We start from the raw sequence: 17,838 nt of genomic DNA on the forward strand, positions 1-17,838 counted from the left end.
TTTTTTATACTATCTTTATGCAGGCGGCGCATGTCCATCCTCGAAGCGACGTTCTAAGTTAACGAACTTATTGAACTCTTTAACGAATGCGAGCTCTACTGAGCCTACGGGACCGTTACGCTGCTTTGCAATAATAATTTCAATCGTATTTTTATTTTCCGTTTCTCGGTCATAGTAATCTTCACGATATAAGAAGGCTACAATATCAGCATCCTGCTCGATACTTCCTGATTCACGAATGTCAGACATCATCGGACGTTTATCTTGACGAGATTCTACACCACGAGATAACTGTGACAAGGCAATAACAGGCACTTGTAATTCACGCGCAATCCCTTTTAATGTACGAGAAATCTCAGATACTTCCTGCTGACGGTTTTCTCCTGATTTCCCGCTTCCTTGAATAAGCTGTAAATAGTCAATTAAAACCATCCCTAGACCTTGTTCTTGCTTTAATCTACGGCATTTCGCTCGAATCTCATTTACTTTAATCCCTGGTGTATCATCAATATAGATACCAGCATTAGAAAGGCTCCCCATCGCCATTGTTAATTTTGCCCAATCATCAGAAGTTAATGAACCGGTACGCAGTCTTTGCGCATCAATATTTCCTTCTGCACAAAGCATACGCATAACAAGCTGATCAGAGCCCATCTCTAAACTAAAAATCGCTACATTTTCATCAGTTTTCGTCGCTACGTTTTGTGCGATATTTAATGAAAATGCGGTTTTCCCTACTGATGGACGTGCCGCTACGATGATTAAATCATTTCGCTGGAAACCTGCGGTCATCTTATCTAATTCTGTAAATCCAGTTGGTATCCCAGTAACTTCACCTTTTTGATTATGCAAAAGTTCAATTTTATCGTAAGCATCTACAAGAACATCTTTAATGTTTTGGAATGCTTTTGCATTCGTTTGGTGAGATACTTCTAATATTTTTTTCTCAGCCTCATTTAAAAGACCATCCACGTCATCTTCTCTCTCATACCCATCAGACACGATATGAGTCGCTGTTCGAATCAAACGACGTAATAGCGCCTTTTCAGCGATGATTCGTGCATAATATTCTACGTTAGCAGCGGTTGGAACAACTTCTGCTAATTCTGCTAAGTAAGAAACCCCACCAACTTCTTCTAATAATCCTTGATCAGCCATTGCTGACGTCATTATTACTAAGTCAATCGGCTCTCCTTTATCAGATAACCCAAGCATGACTTCAAAAATCTTTTGATGTTTCGTTCGATAAAATGAGTCAGGTACCAATAATTCCGATGCTGACGTTAACGCATCTTGATCAATTAATATGGCCCCTAAAACCGCCTGCTCAGCCTCTATATTATGCGGAGGGGTACGATCAGCCATTACATCACTCATACGCAATCCTCCTTGCTTAACTTATTTTTATTGTTCACTAACATGAACTTTTACTGTTGCTGTTACTTGCGGATGCAACTTCACAGTAACGTTTGTATAGCCTAATGCACGAATTGCATCATCCATTTCAAATTTACGTTTATCAAGTTTAATTTTATGTGATTTTTGCATTGCATCTACGATTTGTTTACTTGTGATTGAACCGAATAGACGGCCACCTTCTCCAGATTTCGCCTTTACTTCTACAGTTAGTTTCTCTAACTTTTCTTTCAACTCTTTTGCATTTTCAACCTCTGCTGCTGCATCTTTTTCTTCTTTTCGCTTTTGAGCTTCTAAAGTTTTCATACTGCTATTTGTCGCTTCAGCAGCTAATCCTTGTTTTAGTAAGAAGTTATTTGCATAGCCATCTGGTACGTTTTTTATTTCTCCTTTTTTCCCTTTACCTTTTACGTCTTTTAGAAAAATTACTTTCATGATTGTGTGCCTCCCTGTAAATAGTCATCAATAACAAATCGAAGCTTCTCCTCAGCTTCATCTACTGTAACATTTTTCATTTGTGTGGCTGCATTCGTTAAATGCCCACCACCGCCTAAATTTTCCATAATTAGCTGCACGTTCACTTCACCTAAAGACCTACCGCTAATTCCAATGAAATTCTCGCCACGTTTTGCAATAACAAATGACGCAATAATTCCTGTCATTGTTAATAATGTGTCCGCTGATTGCGCAATAAGCACTTGATCGTAGTAATCATCACTATCAACTTTTGCAATCGCAATTCCATTTGTATAAATGTACGCATTTTTAATAGCTTTTGCAACCCGTAAATACTGATCCATATCTTCTTTTAAAAGCTCTTGTACAAGTACAGTATCTGCACCATGTGAGCGTAAATAAGAAGCGGCATCAAACGTACGAGCACCCGTCCGGAATGTAAAGCTTTTCGTATCAACAATAATACCTGCTAACAATGCCGTTGCTTCTAACATTGTCATTTTTAAATTTTTCGGTTGGTACTCAAGTAATTCTGTAACAAGTTCTGCCGTGGAAGAAGCGTATGGCTCCATGTAAACAAGCAATGGATCTTCAATAAAATCTTCTCCCCGGCGATGATGGTCAATAACAACTACATTTTCAATTTTATGTAACAGCTTTTCTTCCATCACCATTGAAGGTTTATGCGTATCAACAACAACAAGTAATGAATCATCATTTGCAAATTCCATCGCTTGTCCTGGGGTAATAAAGTGAGACCATAACTCTTCGTTTTGTTTCACTTTATCCATTAAACGCTTAATTCCCTTATCAGAATCATTTTCATCTAACACAATATATCCTTTGCGCTCATTTAATTGCGCTACCTTTAAAATACCAATCGCAGCACCAATTGCGTCCATATCAGGAGCCCTATGCCCCATTATAATGACATTACTACTTTCTAATACTAAATCCTTTAATGCATGCGAAATAACTCTGGCACGTACACGAGTACGTTTTTCAACTGGATTCGTCTTACCACCATAAAACTTAACTTTACCTGTCGCTTGTTTAATAGCTACTTGATCTCCACCACGGCCAAGCGCAAGGTCTAAACCGGACTGAGCCATTGCCCCAAGCTCTGATAAAGGTAAATCACCTGATCCAACACCTACACTTAAGGTGAGTGGTATATTCCTTTTGGATGTTTCTTCACGCACCTGATCTAAAATGCTAAATTTCCCTTTCTCCATCTGCGCTAAAATACTCTCATTTAGTACAACGAAGAATCTTTCTGAAGATGCACGTTTTAAATATGCCCCATACTTAACGGCCCATTCATTTAGTCGTGATGTTACAAGACTTGTGATATTCGTACGTAATTGATCATCTAACCCCTGTGTAACTTCATCATAATTATCTAAATAAATAACAGCCAAAACAGTTCGTTGATCCTCGTACATCTTTTCAATCTCTGTTTGTTCCGTTACATCAAAGAAATAAATTAACTTTTCTTCTTTCCTTACAAAAACGCGAAACTTTCGGTTATTTAAAGAGACTATATCGTCGGAAGTTTCTCCCTTAATAAAAAGAAGCAACGTTTCTGATACATCATAAAGGTGCCATCCAGCTAACGCATGCTGTCCTAGACATGAAGATAAATAAGGATTCGCCCAATCAATCCCATAATCCTTATTGTATAACAAAATACCAATCGGCATTTGGTTAAATGCTTCATTACTCACTTTCTTTACTCTTGTAATCATATCTGCCGTATACTTTTCGAAATTCCTTTGAAAGGTCAGTTCAAAGCGTATAACAACAAAAAGTACAATGCAAAAAATAAAAAAGGTGGATATCCCCATAATTAAATGAAAATAACAGAGGATGGCAATGAGCACAAACAAGAAAAATGCCAATACATAAACAGGATATAAAAACCACTGTTTCTTATAAAATTCAGGCATGTATACAACTCCTATAAAGTAAAACTAACTCACCTTTCAGTTAGTTAAACAGATTAAAATAGTATAAGGAATATTACTTTATCCTCCTATTTTAGAACGCAATGAAATCCCTAAATCAATTATACCTAAGATTGTCACAAGAGGAAACAACATCGGTATAAACATGCAGACAATAAAACTAATAATAGGAACCCCTTTCTTAAAACCTTTGCTATGCGCTAGAAAAGCGATAAATGTCAGACCTTGTAGTACTAGTAGTAAGGCAAATATGACATATAGGTTAGAAAATACCATATGTAAATATGATGTCGGTTCTACTTTTATAAAAGTTGATAGCAAAATAAATATAACGTAATACCAAACAATACTCTTTGGTAATTGTATATCTTTAAATTTAGGCCAAGGTATAACGTCATGCTTTAGTTTTCTCAAAACACTACCTGATATCATAACTGTAATCCAAGAAAAACATACCGAGACCATTACAAGCAAACTTGGGAAAAACGTTTGTAACACATCATTAAATTGTGCAAATAATTCTTTTTGCTCCTTACTAATAGGCATACCAGCAGCAGTGACTATCTTTTCACTTTGCGCCATACTTTCATTAAGCATATTTTGCATTTGCTTCATTAAATCTATGTTAAAAAACTTTATACTTGCAACATAAATGAGCATAATACCAATTAAGTACGCAAGCGTCCCCGCCATCAAAATTTCTACCGGTTTTTTTTGTTTTTTATACATATATCCTAAAACGATACCTATCAATCCAAACATAGTTGTCTTTACTAGGTTCATCGGTTGACTGACAATAACAGTAATAAAAAGTGCCGCCGTAAAAATTACAAAGGCGTTAGATAATCTATATTTTATCGTTAGCAATATAAACGGCAATGGCAACGCAAACGTTACAACTGTACCTAAAATTGGAACATACATAGATATAAGCAATAACATTGCATATATCGCTAGCAACGCTGCACCCTCAGTAATAAATTTCGTATTCTTCATCATCTAACCTCTCTTTCAAAAAAAGAAAAGCATAGCAAAATGCACAGTAGAGTCCGACTCTACTGTGCATTTCATACGCTATTATTCACCAACATATGGTAAAAGTGCCATTTGACGAGCACGTTTAATTGCAACTGTAAGTTTGCGTTGGTATTTTGCGCTTGTTCCTGTTACACGACGAGGTAAAATTTTACCACGCTCAGAAACGAAACGTTTTAATAAATCAACATCTTTATAGTCAATGCGAGTGATGCCGTTAGATGTGAAGAAACACACCTTACGACGTTTCGCACGTCCACCTTTGCGTCCTGCCATGTCTATTCCCTCCATTCTTTGTTAAAACTAACTAATTTACTGTATTAGAACGGTAAATCGTCGTCGGAAATGTCGATCGGTTGACCTACATTTGAAAATGGATCGTCATTCTTCGTAAATCCAGAGTTACCTTGGTTACCTTGGTTACCTGAATTACTAGATTGACCAAATGGGTTAGAGCTTTGGTTACCGAAACCAGCTCCTGATGGTTGCTGATTAAATGAACCACGTTGCTCCCCACCGCCATTACGCGGCTCTAAAAATTGTACGCTTTCCGCAAGAACTTCTGTTACATATACACGTTTACCATCTTGTCCATCGTAATTACGAGTTTGAAGACGTCCATCTACGCCTGCTAAGCTACCTTTTTTCAAATAATTTGCTACGTTTTCTGCTTGTTTACGCCATATTACACAATTAATAAAGTCAGCTTCACGCTCACCTTGTTGATTCGCAAATGCGCGATTCACAGCTAACGTAAAAGTAGCTACTGCAACACCATTGGGCGTGTAACGTAAGTCAGGGTCCTTAGTTAAACGACCAACGAGGATAACACGATTCATCAATCGAACCACTCTCCCTTATATATCAATTATTTTTCTTCTTCTTTAACAACGATATGACGAAGGATGTCTTCGTTGATCTTAGCTAAACGGTCGAATTCGTTAATCGCTTCTGCGTTAGAGTTCACGTTTAAGATCATGTAGAAACCTTCACGTAAGTCGTTGATTTCGTAAGCTAAACGACGCTTACCCCACTCTTTCGTGTTAATGATTTCTGCACCATTGTTTGTTAAAACACCTGCGAAACGTTCAACTAAAGCTTTTTGAGCTTCTTCTTCAACGCCAGGACGAATGATGTACATAATTTCGTACTTTCTCATTACACTTTCACCTCCTTTTGGTCTAAACGGCCCATAATGGGCAAGGAGCAATTAATTTATAGTAATTACTCACGAGTTTAGATTATATCATAGTAAGTTAGATGAATCAACTCACCCATGCATAAAAAACTTGGCAAACACATAATATATTTGCCAAGCTCATATCTTTATTTTTCCTAGGAAATATTAAATTAAACGTTGAAGCGGAAGTGCATAACGTCTCCATCTTTTACGATATACTCTTTTCCTTCTAAACGAACTTTACCAGCTTCTTTTGCAGCTGTCATAGAACCGTTTGTCATTAAGTCTTCGTAAGAAACTGTTTCCGCACGAATAAATCCACGCTCAAAGTCTGTATGAATTACGCCAGCACATTGTGGTGCTTTCATACCTTGTTTAAACGTCCATGCACGTACTTCTTGCACACCAGCTGTGAAGTAAGTAGCAAGTCCTAATAAATCATATGCAGCACGAATTAATTGATCTAAACCAGATTCTTCAATGCCTAGTTCTTCAAGGAATACTTTTTTCTCTTCCTCGTCTAGCTCAGCGATTTCTTCTTCGATTTTTGCACATACAACGATTACTTGAGCATTTTCATTTGCAGCAAATTCTTTTACCATTTGTACATATTTATTTTCAGAAGGATCCATAATATCATCTTCACTTACGTTTGCTACGTATAACATTTCTTTCGTTGTAAGTAAATGAAGGCCTTTAACAATCTTCATTTGTTCTTCTGTAAATTCAACAGTACGAGCTGGTTTTCCCTCTTCAAAAGCTTCTTTTAAACGAACTAAAATTTCATGCTCATATACTGCTTCTTTATCTTTTTGTCTTGCTAACTTCGCAACACGCTCGATACGTTTATCAACAGATTCTAAATCCGCTAAGATTAGCTCTAAGTTGATTGTTTCAATATCATCGATTGGATCTACTTTCCCTGAAACGTGTGTAATATTTTCGTCTTCAAAACAACGAACAACTTGGCAAATTGCATCTACTTGGCGAATGTGAGATAAGAATTTATTTCCTAAACCTTCACCTTTACTAGCACCTTTTACGATACCTGCAATATCAGTAAACTCAAATACAGTCGGAACAGTTTTTTTCGGTTCTACTAATTCCGTTAATTTATTTAAACGCTCATCTGGTACTTCTACAATCCCTACGTTTGGATCAATTGTACAGAATGGATAGTTTGCAGATTCTGCTCCTGCTTGTGTAATTGCATTAAATAAAGTTGACTTCCCTACGTTAGGTAATCCAACAATCCCAGCCGTTAATCCCATATTTTTCACTCCTATGTCTCAATCTTTCATCATTATAGATAGTAACGAAAAAAATGACAAGTTTCCTCCAAACGAAAAAAAGTAACAGCTACCCATTGCAACTGTTACTTTCTCTCTATTCTTCGTGCTTCACAAGTATTTTTTTCACCTTACGATCAAATTCTCTTCGAGGAATCATTACTGAATGGTCACATCCCTCGCACTTAATGCGGATATCCATTCCCATACGAATAATTTTCCAGCGATTCTCACCACATGGGTGGGCTTTCTTCATTTCCACAACATCGTACAAGTTATACTGCTTTTGCTCCATTCTCCAAACCCCTCTCCATACTAAATTGCTTTTCCACTCACCAATTCTTCACGATTATATAAAACCATACGTGGATATGGAATTTCAATCCCATGTAAATCTAGACGATTTTTAATTTCTTTACGAAGTGCTCTCGCAACAACCGCATGTTGCATCGGCTCTACTTCCGCAATAACACGTAATATAACTTCTGACGCAGCCAATGTTTGCACACCTAATAACTGAGGCTTTGCTACCATTTGCGTATACTGTGCAGGTAATTCTTCTAATAACTCTTCAATGACTTGCTCCGCTTTCGCTATGTCAGCCTCATACGAAATGGATACATCAACAAATGCTACACTATTACTAACTGAATAGTTCGTAACTTGAATAATACTTCCATTTGGTAAAGTATGAATTTCGCCTGTCCAACTCTTTACTTTTGTTGTACGAAGTCCAATTTCTAGAACGACACCTTCAAACTGACCAATTTTTACATAGTCACCTACTGAAAATTGATCTTCTAGCAAAATAAATAACCCCGTAATAACATCTTTTACTAAACTTTGAGCACCAAATCCGACTGCTAAACCAATTACCCCGGCACCCGCTAATAAACCAGATGCATTAATATTAAACACACCCAAAATCGCAATTAACATAATGAACATAACAACGTATGCCACAATATTTTCAAGTAACTTCGCTACTGTAACTGTACGACGTTCTGAAATTTGAATTGGCGAACGGCTTCCCATACGAAACGCATTTCGTACAATTGCACGCGCAACTCGCACAATAATTGCACCAAGTATTAAAATAACGACTATTTTTAGTGATTTCACACCTATATTCGTCCAATCAATGGACTCAAACCATTTCAACGCTAAATCCATGTACCTCTACCTCTCCAGCTAAAATTTCTTTTTAATCATCCTTCTTATTGTATCAGAAGTCACCCTGATTTCTGAAAAATTTTTATGACTTTAATTGCATTTGTTAACTTCCATGCAGGTATAAAATGGAACGAATATATATATACTAGTACTATTATTTCCGTTTTCACTCAAGTTTTACAGGAAGTACGCACTTATAGTTTTCCATTTTACTCACCATATAACATATTTTGAAAATTTATTAAAAGGATGGATGCTTCATGAATATTGGAAGTTTTCGCTTACCCTTTTTCGAAAAAGAAACTCAAAATGTTATGCACCAAGACGTAGAAGCCTCCGAGACAATTAGTAACTTCTTACTTTCCCATATCCCTATTAAAACGAATATACCGATTATTCTCGTTTGTATCGGAACAGATCGTTCTACAGGCGATGCACTCGGTCCGTTAGTCGGTACGAAACTAGAACAAGCAGGAATTAAAAACTTCCAAGTGTTCGGCACACTAGATGAGCCAGTGCATGCGCTAAATTTAGAAGAAAGAATTCAGAATATACAGAAAGATAATCCTACTTCATTTATAATTGCGGTTGATGCCTGTTTAGGAAAGTCTCAAAACATCGGTTCCATCACTACCGGAATGGGGCCTAGTAAACCTGGAGCTGCGATGAATAAAAAATTACCTGCAGTTGGTGATTTACATATTCATGGCATCGTAAATCTAAATGGTTTTATGGAGTTTTTCGTCCTGCAAAATACAAGATTAAGTTTAGTCATGAAAATGGCTGATGTAATTGCACAAAGTATAAAAGAAACAGACCAAAAATTATCTGTATTAAAAAAAGCAAACCATCTATAAATAATAAGATGGTTTGCTTTTTAGTTTTTCTGCGCTAATAATTCTAAAATACGATTTAAATCTTCTTTATTAAAAAATTCAATTTCGATTTTACCTTTTTCTTTTTTCGTTTCTTTAATTTTCACATCTGTGCCAAACTTTTCTCTTAAGAACGTTTCGCGTTCTACGAAAAATATGTTTCTCTCTTTTTTCACTTGTTTTGTTTCACGTGAAACGCGTTGATTAATCTCCTGAACAATTTTCTCTAATTGACGAACGTTTAATCCTTCTTTTTCGATTCGTTTTAATAAAGATTTCAATTGTTCTTCATCTTTTATAGTAAGCAAAGTTCTCCCATGGGCCATTGAAAGTTGACCATTTGCAATCATATCTTGCACAAAAGAAGGGAGGCTTAATAACCGCGTATAATTTGCAATGTAAGGTCTGCTCTTACCAAGACGTTTTGCTAATTGTTCTTGCGTTACATTTAGCTCATTCATTAACATTTGATATGCCATTGCTTCTTCCATTGGGTTTAAATCTTCTCGTTGTAAGTTTTCAAGCAATGCAAACTCCATCATTTGCTGCTCATTTAATTGTCTTACAACAGCAGGTACCTTTTCGAGCCCTGCCTCTTTGGCAGCACGATATCTTCTTTCACCTGCAACAATTTCATATCCTTTAATACTCTTCCTAGCAATTAACGGTTGCAATATGCCGTGCTCTTTAATAGAGGCCGATAATTCTTGAATTGCCTCTTTATTAAAGTGTTTACGTGGTTGATATGGATTCGGTCTTAATTCAGTTATCACAATCTCCTGAATTGCCTCTTCTTCTTTCACATCTAAATCAGGAAAAAACACATTAATTCCTCTTCCTAATCCTTTAGCCACCTGCAATCACTTCCTCTGCTAAATCTATATATACTTCTGCCCCTCTTGATTTAGCGTCATACTGCATAATTGGTTTCCCATGACTTGGTGCTTCACTTAAACGAACATTACGAGGAATAATCGAACGGTATACTTTATCCCTAAAGTATTTTTTCACTTCATCTATAACCTGAATCCCTAAATTCGTACGGGCATCCAACATCGTTAACAATACACCTTGAATTGCTAGATTTTTATTTAAGTGCTTTTGCACAAGTCGAACTGTATTTAATAGCTGACTTAATCCTTCTAGTGCGTAATATTCGCATTGAACAGGAATAATAACAGAATCTGCTGCGGTTAATGCATTAATCGTTAATAACCCTAAGGACGGGGGACAGTCGATAATAATATAGTCATATTCATCACGAACTGGCTGTAATGCCCTTTGTAAACGTACTTCCCGGGAAATAGTCGGTACCAATTCAATTTCAGCACCTGCCAATTGAATTGTAGCGGGTAGAACATCTAAGTTTTCAGTTGCGGTTTTACGTATAACCCCTTGAACATCTGCATCTTCCACAAGAACATTGTAAATACATTGATCTAATTCGGATTTTTCAATTCCCACACCAGTCGTTGCATTTCCTTGAGCGTCAATATCTACAAGAAGGACTTTTTTACCTACTTGTGCCAATCCAGCCCCTAAATTAACAGATGTTGTTGTTTTTCCAACGCCACCTTTCTGATTGGCAATAGCAATGATTTTTCCCATGATGTCACCTACTTTCAACCTTTCTATCTTATTCTAGTAACAATTACGTTTATTGTAACATGAAATAAAAGTTTTTCTTTTACGTCCTTATTAAACTTCAAAATTTATTTCTAAACTCCTTCTTCATCTAACAAGAAAATATAGTAAAAGAGACCTATCCAGTAGGATAAGGTCTCTAACACGCCATTATTATTTTTTCTTCGGAATTTTAATTGTAATTTGATAGTACTCATCAAATTCTTCTTCCGCAGAATTAACATTTAAACCACTGTCAGCAACCATTTGTAATGACTGCCTAATTGTATTCATGGCAATTCTCGTATCTCGACTTACTGCTTTTTGCTTTGCCTTACGCTTCGGTTTGGCTTCCTCTAGTAATTTCGCAATTCGTTCCTCTGTTTGCTTTACATTCAGTTGTTTCTCCACAATTTCCTGTAAAACCTTCAGTTGTAATTCCTCATTCTTTAAAGGAATGAGAGCGCGGGCATGACGTTCTGTAATACTTTTTTCTAATAACGCACGTTTTATTTCTTCAGGCAACTTTAACAATCGCAACTTATTTGCGATTGTGGATTGTCCTTTTCCAAGTCGTTGTGCCAATGCTTCTTGTGTTAAATTATGTAACTCAATTAGCTTTTGATATGCCACAGCTTCCTCGATTGCTGTTAGTTCCTCACGTTGCAAGTTTTCAATTAACGCTACAGAAGCTGTCTCTGTATCATTTAAGTTCTTTATAATTGCAGGAACTTTTTCCCACCCTAACTTTGTTGCCGCACGGAAACGCCTTTCTCCAGCGATAATCTCGTACTTGTCATCCTCATATTGCCTCACAACAATCGGCTGAATCAGCCCATGTGTACGAATCGTTAGTGCTAGCTCTTCAATTCGTGCATCATCAAAAACTGTTCGTGGTTGATAACGGTTAGGGGTAATATTTACTATCGGAATTTCTTGTATTTCTTCATATACCTTTTTATCTATTTCTTCATGGCTTTCGTCTTGTAATTCGAATTCGCTCTCTTTATCTCCAAAGCCAAATAAACGAGAAAACGTATTTTTCATACATATTCCACCACCTTTTAGGCCTATTGACTATTCTCCATAAAATGTTTCCTATGAAACATTTACGTTTTCATTTATATAATTTAATCTTACGTCTAATAAGATTTATTTTTCAATAGGTAATTTATTGGGTGTTCCCGGTTTGCGTGGATATTTCTTTGGTGTCTTGCGCTTTTTCTCGATTAATAAAATATTACGTTCACTTTCTTCAAACGGTAATTGGAACGTAGACATTTCTTTTAAATTCCCACCTAGCACCTCTAAAGCATACTTGCCATTTTCAATTTCTTCGTTTGCTGCGGCACCTTTCATTGCAATGAATGTTCCCCCAACTTTTACAAGTGGTAAACATAGCTCACTCAATACCGAAAGACGCGCGACTGCACGTGCCATTACAATATCGTATGATTCACGTACACCTTCTTTTTTCCCAAATGTTTCCGCACGATCGTGACAAAACGCAACGTCACCTAATTCCAACTTTTGTGCTAAATGATTTAAGAAGTTAATACGTTTTTGCAATGAGTCTACAATTGTTACTTTTAAGTGCGGGAAACAGATTTTCAAAGGAATACTTGGGAATCCAGCTCCTGCGCCAACATCACAAATTGAGAATGGTTCTGAAAAATCATAATAAAAAGCAGCTGTAATGGAATCAAAAAAGTGTTTTAAATATACTTCCTCTTTCTCCGTAATAGCCGTTAAGTTCATTTTTTCATTCCACTCTACTAATGTTTCAAAGTAGATTTCGAACTGCTCTAACTGTCTAGAAGAGAGGGTGATACCCTTCTCTTCTAGCATAGATTGAAATTGTTCTATTTTCATCTAACAATATCTCCTTACTATTTATTGGTTCGATACTCGCGCAATTTTTCCTTGTTCAATATACACAAGTAAAATAGAAACATCCGCTGGATTCACGCCAGAAATACGTGAAGCCTGCCCCATTGAAAGTGGACGCACATCTTTCAATTTCTGTCTCGCTTCTGAGGCAAGGCTAGAAATCGCATCATAATCAATATCCACAGGGATTTTTTTGTTTTCCATTTTCTTCATACGCTCTACTTGCTGTAAGGATTTTTCGATATATCCTTCGTACTTAATCTGAATTTCAACTTGTTCTGTAATTTCATCACTTAATTCTACTTCGCTTGGTACTAAAAGATGAATATGCTCATATGTCATCTCTGGACGACGTAATAAGTCACTTGCACGTATTCCATCTTTCAATTCACTTCCGCCAATACTACGGATTAATTCTTGAACTTCAGGACGTGGTTTAATAATAATGCTGCTTAAACGTTCCTTTTCCTGTTCAATTTTTAATTTTTTATTTGTAAATCGCTCATAGCGCTCTTCTTTAATTAATCCAATTTCACGACCAACTTCAGTTAAACGAAGATCAGCATTATCGTGGCGTAATAATAGGCGATATTCTGCACGAGATGTTAATAAGCGATATGGTTCATTTGTACCTTTCGTTACAAGGTCATCAATTAAGACACCGATATAAGCATCCGCGCGACCTAAAATAACTTCTTTTTTACCTAAAGAACGACATGCTGCATTAATCCCAGCCATAAGCCCTTGTCCTGCCGCCTCTTCGTAACCAGAAGTTCCGTTAATTTGTCCTGCTGTATATAAATTCTTAATTTTTTTCGTTTCAAGTGTTGGCCATAGTTGTGTTGGCACAATCGCATCATATTCAATTGCATAACCTGTACGCATCATTTCAACATTTTCTAGGCCAGGTATTGTTCTAAGCATATCACGTTGCACATCTTCTGGTAAGCTTGTGGATAAACCTTGTACATACACTTCTTGTGTATTACGTCCTTCTGGCTCTAAGAAAATTTGATGACGTGGTTTATCATTAAATCTTACTACTTTGTCTTCAATTGAAGGACAATATCTAGGTCCTGTTCCCTTAATCATACCAGAATACATAGCTGAGCGATGTAGGTTTTCATCTATTAAACGATGTGTTTCCGTACTTGTATACGTCAACCAACATGGAATTTGATCCATAATAAATTTTGTCGTTTCAAAAGAGAAAGCTCGTGGTTTGTCATCACCTGGCTGAATTTCTGTTTTACTGTAATCAATCGTATTACTATTTACACGCGGAGGTGTACCTGTTTTAAATCTAACAAGATCAAATCCAAGCTCCTCTAAATGCTCGGATAAAGTAATAGATGGTTGTTGATTATTCGGACCGCTCGAATATTTTAAATCTCCCATAATAATCTCACCGCGTAAAAATGTTCCAGTCGTAATTACAACTGTTTTGGCTGTATATTCAGCACCAGCTTGCGTAACTACCCCTTTACATTCGCCATCTTCAACGATTAAACGCTCAACCATTCCTTGGAACAACGTTAAATTTGGTGTTTCTTCAATTGTTTTCTTTAATTCATGCTGGTAAGAAAACTTATCTGCTTGTGCGCGAAGCGCGCGTACAGCTGGTCCTTTACCTGTATTTAACATACGCATTTGAATATATGTTTTATCGATGTTGCGTCCCATTTCTCCGCCTAATGCATCAATTTCCCGAACAACAATCCCTTTTGCTGGTCCACCAACAGAAGGGTTACATGGCATAAACGCCACCATATCTAAATTAATTGTTAACATTAATGTTTTGGAGCCCATTCGTGCTGCCGCAAGACCAGCTTCACATCCTGCATGACCTGCACCGATTACTATGACATCGTATGAACCGGCATTGTATCCCATTGTTTATTCCTCCTAAAAATCTCTATCTTTCTCAAACATCGCTATATTATTTTCCTAAACAAAATTGAGAGAACAACTGGTCAATTAGGCTTTCATGGACGGTATCACCAGTAATTTCACCAAGTATTTCCCACGTTCTTGTTAAATCAATTTGCACCATATCAATTGGAACACCATTTTCTATTGCCTCAATTGCATCTCCAATTGTTTTTCCTGCTTGTGTTAATAATCCAATATGTCTCGCGTTAGAAACATATGTCACATCTGCAGAATCAATTGTTCCTTCAAAGAATAAATCAGCTATTGCCTTTTCAAGCTCATCTATTCCTTGTTCCTCAATTAACGATGTTGTAATAATACGATTTCCCGCTGCCAATTCTATAACACGTTCCATATCGATTACTTGCGATAAATCTGTCTTATTTACAATAACAATGAAATCTTTTCCTTGTACGGCACGGAATAGATCTTCATCCTCATGCGTTAAAGCCTCGCTATAATTAACGACAACTAACACTAAATCAGCTTGGCTCATCATTTCTTTTGAACGCTCTACACCAATTCGTTCAACAACATCTTCTGTTTCACGAATCCCGGCTGTATCTATAAGTTTAAGTGGTACACCACGCACATTAACGTACTCTTCAATAACATCACGAGTTGTTCCTGCAATATCAGTTACAATTGCCTTTTTCTCCTGAACAAGACTATTTAATAGCGATGACTTCCCAACGTTAGGTCTACCGATGATTGCAGTAGCAATACCTTCACGTAAAATCTTTCCTTGCTTCGATGTTTCTAATATTTTTGCAATTTCCGTGCGAACATGTGTAGCTTTCTCAATTAAAATATTATGTGTCATTTCTTCCACATCATCATATTCCGGGTAATCTATGTTTACCTCAACATGAGCCAACGTTTCTAATATGTCCTGGCGCAGACGGCCGATTAATTTAGATAATCGTCCTTCCATTTGATTAATCGCTACGTTCATTGCACGATCTGTTTTTGCACGGATTAAATCCATAACAGCTTCTGCTTGTGATAAATCAATACGGCCATTTAAAAAAGCACGTTTTGTAAATTCACCAGGCTCTGCTAATCGTACTCCTTGCGCTAAAATAAGCTGCAATACTTTATTTACCGAAACAAGTCCGCCGTGACAGTTAATTTCCACTATATTTTCACGTGTAAAAGTCCTTGGTGCACGCAGAATAGATACCATCACTTCTTCAATAACCTGATTTGTATCTAAATCCACAATATGACCATAATGAATTGTGTGAGAAGGAACTTCTGTTAAATCCTTCCCTTTAAAAATACGATTAACTTTTTCAACCGCATCATCTCCACTTACTCGAACAATGGCAATTGCACCCTCTCCAAGCGCTGTGGAAATCGCGGCAATTGTATCAAATTCCATGTCCTTTCACCTCACTTGCTTATTTATCTCTATTTCAACATGATTATTTTCTTCACTAAATTATTAGAATACCATAACGAACCTATCTACAAAAGAATAATAACTCATTTTATTATGTCCTCATGTAAAAAACACTAAACTTATTCACAGTGGATAAGTTTAGTGTTTTTTAGTTATCCACACCTATTTTCCCCTCAAAAAAACCGGCACTCAATTGAGTAACCGGTCACTTGGAAGATATTACAACATGTCGATGTGGTTCTTTTCCTTCAGAAGTTGTAATGATATTTTGATGATTAGATAATGCTTGGTGGATAATCTTTCGTTCAAAAGATGGCATAGGCTCCAACACAACTCTTTTTTTCGTACTTACTACTTGTTTTGCTAATCGATAAGAAAGTGCTTCTAATGTAGCTTTTCTTTTACTACGATAATTTTCAGCATCTAGTGTGATGCCAATATACTGCTTCGTACTACGATTCGCCACAAGTTTTGTTAAATACTGCAAAGAATTCAAGGTGTTTCCTCTTTTTCCAATCAAAACACCTATGTTTTTGCCGGAAATTGTAAATTCAACTTCGCGTCCTTTTACAATTTTACTAATCTCAGCTTCCACACCCATATCATGAATAATATTTTTTAAATATTCTTCACATTCTTGAATCGGATCTTTCTTCAATACAACTTCTACTACTGCAGGTCGGTTCCCAAATAAACCTAGGAACCCTCTTTTACCCTCATCGATAATATTTATATCTACTCGGTCTTTTAGAACATTTAGTTGCCTTAAAGCATCTTGTACTGCCAGCTCGACTGTTTGTCCTTTAGCAGTAATTACACTCACTTGCTTGATCCTTCTGCCTTACTAGCCTTAATTTCTGGCCCCTTGATCAAGTACATTTGAGCGATACCAAAGATATTACCAACAACCCAGTAAAGTGATAATGCAGCTGGGAAGTTAATTGCAAAGACTAAAATCATAATTGGCATAAGCCAAATCATCATTGCCATTTGCGGATTTTGACCAGCTGTTCCTGCCATTGCAAGCTTTTGCTGAATAAATGTCGTAATTGCCGCGACAACCGGTAAGATATAGTACGGATCTGCCTGCCCTAAGTCGAACCATAAAAATGTATGCTTACTAATTTCTGCCGTTCTCATAATCGCATGGTAAAACGCAAATAAAATAGGCATCTGAACAAATATCGGTAAACACCCTGCTAATGGGTTTACACCATTTTTTTGATATAACTGCATCATTTCTTGTTGTAGTTTTTGCTGTGTTGCTTGATCTTTAGAACTATATTTCTCTTTTAACTTCACCATTTCTGGTTGTAACGCTTGCATTGCTTTCGTACTCTTCGTTTGTTTAATCATTAATGGTAATAATGCAAAACGAATGATAAGAGTTGTAACAACGATTGCTAAACCGTAATTACTACCAAATAAGTTGGCAAAATACGTAATTAACTGAGAAAGCGGATATACGAAATATTCATTCCAAATTCCAGTACTTTTCGGTGTAATCGGCTGTTTCACTTCACTACAGCCAGCAGCAATTGCCATTAATGCAATAACCATGGCTAGTAAACCTATTTTCTTTTTCAAAGCCTGCTCC

Annotated in this window: 19 protein-coding genes; 1 reads left to right on the top strand and 18 read right to left on the bottom strand. The window is 36.6% G+C overall.

Features of this window, described 5'->3' with window-relative positions; all coding sequences use genetic code 11:
• Positions 1–15: 15 nt before the first annotated feature.
• From dnaB to RBB48_RS07965, 10 genes are all read right to left on the bottom strand, one after another.
• Positions 16–1,377 carry a replicative DNA helicase gene (gene dnaB, locus RBB48_RS07920; RefSeq protein WP_001286242.1) on the bottom strand — a complete coding sequence of 454 codons (1,362 nt, stop codon included), beginning with the start codon at positions 1,375–1,377 and terminating at the stop codon, positions 16–18.
• A 27-nt stretch (positions 1,378–1,404) separates the two neighbouring features.
• Positions 1,405–1,851, bottom strand: coding sequence for a 50S ribosomal protein L9 (rplI, locus tag RBB48_RS07925; protein ID WP_088065087.1), 447 nt, complete (start codon positions 1,849–1,851; stop codon positions 1,405–1,407).
• Positions 1,848–3,821 carry a DHH family phosphoesterase gene (locus tag RBB48_RS07930; protein ID WP_097890077.1) on the bottom strand — a complete coding sequence of 658 codons (1,974 nt, stop codon included), beginning with the start codon at positions 3,819–3,821 and terminating at the stop codon, positions 1,848–1,850. Before RBB48_RS07930 ends, rplI begins: the two co-directional genes overlap by 4 nt.
• A 78-nt stretch (positions 3,822–3,899) precedes the next feature.
• A complete protein-coding gene (locus RBB48_RS07935) occupies positions 3,900–4,835 on the bottom strand; it encodes a YybS family protein (protein WP_306007502.1) in 936 nt (311 codons plus the stop codon).
• 81 nt (positions 4,836–4,916) lie between these two features.
• Positions 4,917–5,150, bottom strand: coding sequence for a 30S ribosomal protein S18 (gene rpsR, locus RBB48_RS07940; RefSeq protein WP_000918874.1), 234 nt, complete (start codon positions 5,148–5,150; stop codon positions 4,917–4,919).
• A 44-nt stretch (positions 5,151–5,194) separates the two neighbouring features.
• Complete coding sequence (gene ssb, locus RBB48_RS07945) at positions 5,195–5,716, bottom strand: single-stranded DNA-binding protein (protein ID WP_000981963.1); 522 nt, start codon at positions 5,714–5,716, stop codon at positions 5,195–5,197.
• A 26-nt stretch (positions 5,717–5,742) separates the two neighbouring features.
• Entirely contained in the window at positions 5,743–6,033 is a 291-nt protein-coding gene (gene rpsF, locus RBB48_RS07950; RefSeq protein WP_001233781.1) for a 30S ribosomal protein S6, read from the bottom strand.
• Positions 6,034–6,224: 191 nt separating this feature from the next.
• Positions 6,225–7,325, bottom strand: coding sequence for a redox-regulated ATPase YchF (gene ychF, locus RBB48_RS07955; RefSeq protein WP_000524660.1), 1,101 nt, complete (start codon positions 7,323–7,325; stop codon positions 6,225–6,227).
• A gap of 115 nt (positions 7,326–7,440) precedes the next feature.
• Positions 7,441–7,638, bottom strand: a complete 198-nt coding sequence (locus tag RBB48_RS07960; RefSeq protein ID WP_000436051.1) for a DUF951 domain-containing protein — start codon at positions 7,636–7,638, stop codon at positions 7,441–7,443.
• A gap of 20 nt (positions 7,639–7,658) precedes the next feature.
• Positions 7,659–8,516 carry a mechanosensitive ion channel family protein gene (locus tag RBB48_RS07965; RefSeq protein ID WP_000362298.1) on the bottom strand — a complete coding sequence of 286 codons (858 nt, stop codon included), beginning with the start codon at positions 8,514–8,516 and terminating at the stop codon, positions 7,659–7,661.
• Positions 8,517–8,776: 260 nt separating this feature from the next.
• Here RBB48_RS07965 and yyaC point away from each other — a divergent pair, with 260 nt between their 5' ends.
• Positions 8,777–9,373, top strand: coding sequence for a spore protease YyaC (gene yyaC / locus RBB48_RS07970; RefSeq protein ID WP_001020737.1), 597 nt, complete (start codon positions 8,777–8,779; stop codon positions 9,371–9,373).
• Between the two features lie 20 nt (positions 9,374–9,393).
• Here yyaC and spo0J read toward each other — a convergent pair whose 3' ends face one another.
• The 8 genes from spo0J to spoIIIJ all read right to left on the bottom strand — a co-directional run bounded on the left by spo0J (position 9,394) and on the right by spoIIIJ (position 17,828).
• On the bottom strand, positions 9,394–10,245 hold the full coding sequence (gene spo0J / locus RBB48_RS07975; RefSeq protein WP_001051814.1) for a stage 0 sporulation protein Spo0J: 852 nt from the start codon (positions 10,243–10,245) through the stop codon (positions 9,394–9,396).
• Complete coding sequence (soj, locus tag RBB48_RS07980; protein WP_000516117.1) at positions 10,238–10,999, bottom strand: sporulation initiation inhibitor protein Soj; 762 nt, start codon at positions 10,997–10,999, stop codon at positions 10,238–10,240. Before soj ends, spo0J begins: the two co-directional genes overlap by 8 nt.
• Positions 11,000–11,188: 189 nt before the next feature.
• Complete coding sequence (gene noc / locus RBB48_RS07985) at positions 11,189–12,061, bottom strand: nucleoid occlusion protein (protein WP_000799025.1); 873 nt, start codon at positions 12,059–12,061, stop codon at positions 11,189–11,191.
• 105 nt (positions 12,062–12,166) lie between these two features.
• On the bottom strand, positions 12,167–12,886 hold the full coding sequence (rsmG, locus tag RBB48_RS07990) for a 16S rRNA (guanine(527)-N(7))-methyltransferase RsmG (RefSeq protein WP_088065091.1): 720 nt from the start codon (positions 12,884–12,886) through the stop codon (positions 12,167–12,169).
• A 21-nt stretch (positions 12,887–12,907) separates the two neighbouring features.
• Positions 12,908–14,797, bottom strand: a complete 1,890-nt coding sequence (mnmG, locus tag RBB48_RS07995; RefSeq protein ID WP_000541059.1) for a tRNA uridine-5-carboxymethylaminomethyl(34) synthesis enzyme MnmG — start codon at positions 14,795–14,797, stop codon at positions 12,908–12,910.
• A gap of 46 nt (positions 14,798–14,843) precedes the next feature.
• On the bottom strand, positions 14,844–16,220 hold the full coding sequence (gene mnmE, locus RBB48_RS08000; protein WP_087981843.1) for a tRNA uridine-5-carboxymethylaminomethyl(34) synthesis GTPase MnmE: 1,377 nt from the start codon (positions 16,218–16,220) through the stop codon (positions 14,844–14,846).
• A gap of 226 nt (positions 16,221–16,446) precedes the next feature.
• Positions 16,447–17,064, bottom strand: a complete 618-nt coding sequence (gene jag, locus RBB48_RS08005) for an RNA-binding cell elongation regulator Jag/EloR (RefSeq protein WP_060487895.1) — start codon at positions 17,062–17,064, stop codon at positions 16,447–16,449.
• Positions 17,061–17,828 carry a YidC family membrane integrase SpoIIIJ gene (gene spoIIIJ, locus RBB48_RS08010; protein WP_048542855.1) on the bottom strand — a complete coding sequence of 256 codons (768 nt, stop codon included), beginning with the start codon at positions 17,826–17,828 and terminating at the stop codon, positions 17,061–17,063. The genes jag and spoIIIJ overlap by 4 nt, the downstream gene beginning before the upstream one ends.
• Between the last annotated feature and the right edge of the window lie 10 nt (positions 17,829–17,838).

Origin of the sequence: Bacillus sp. MMSF_3353 (genome assembly GCF_030733445.1) — a bacterium.
Classification (GTDB): domain Bacteria; phylum Bacillota; class Bacilli; order Bacillales; family Bacillaceae_G; genus Bacillus_A; species Bacillus_A wiedmannii.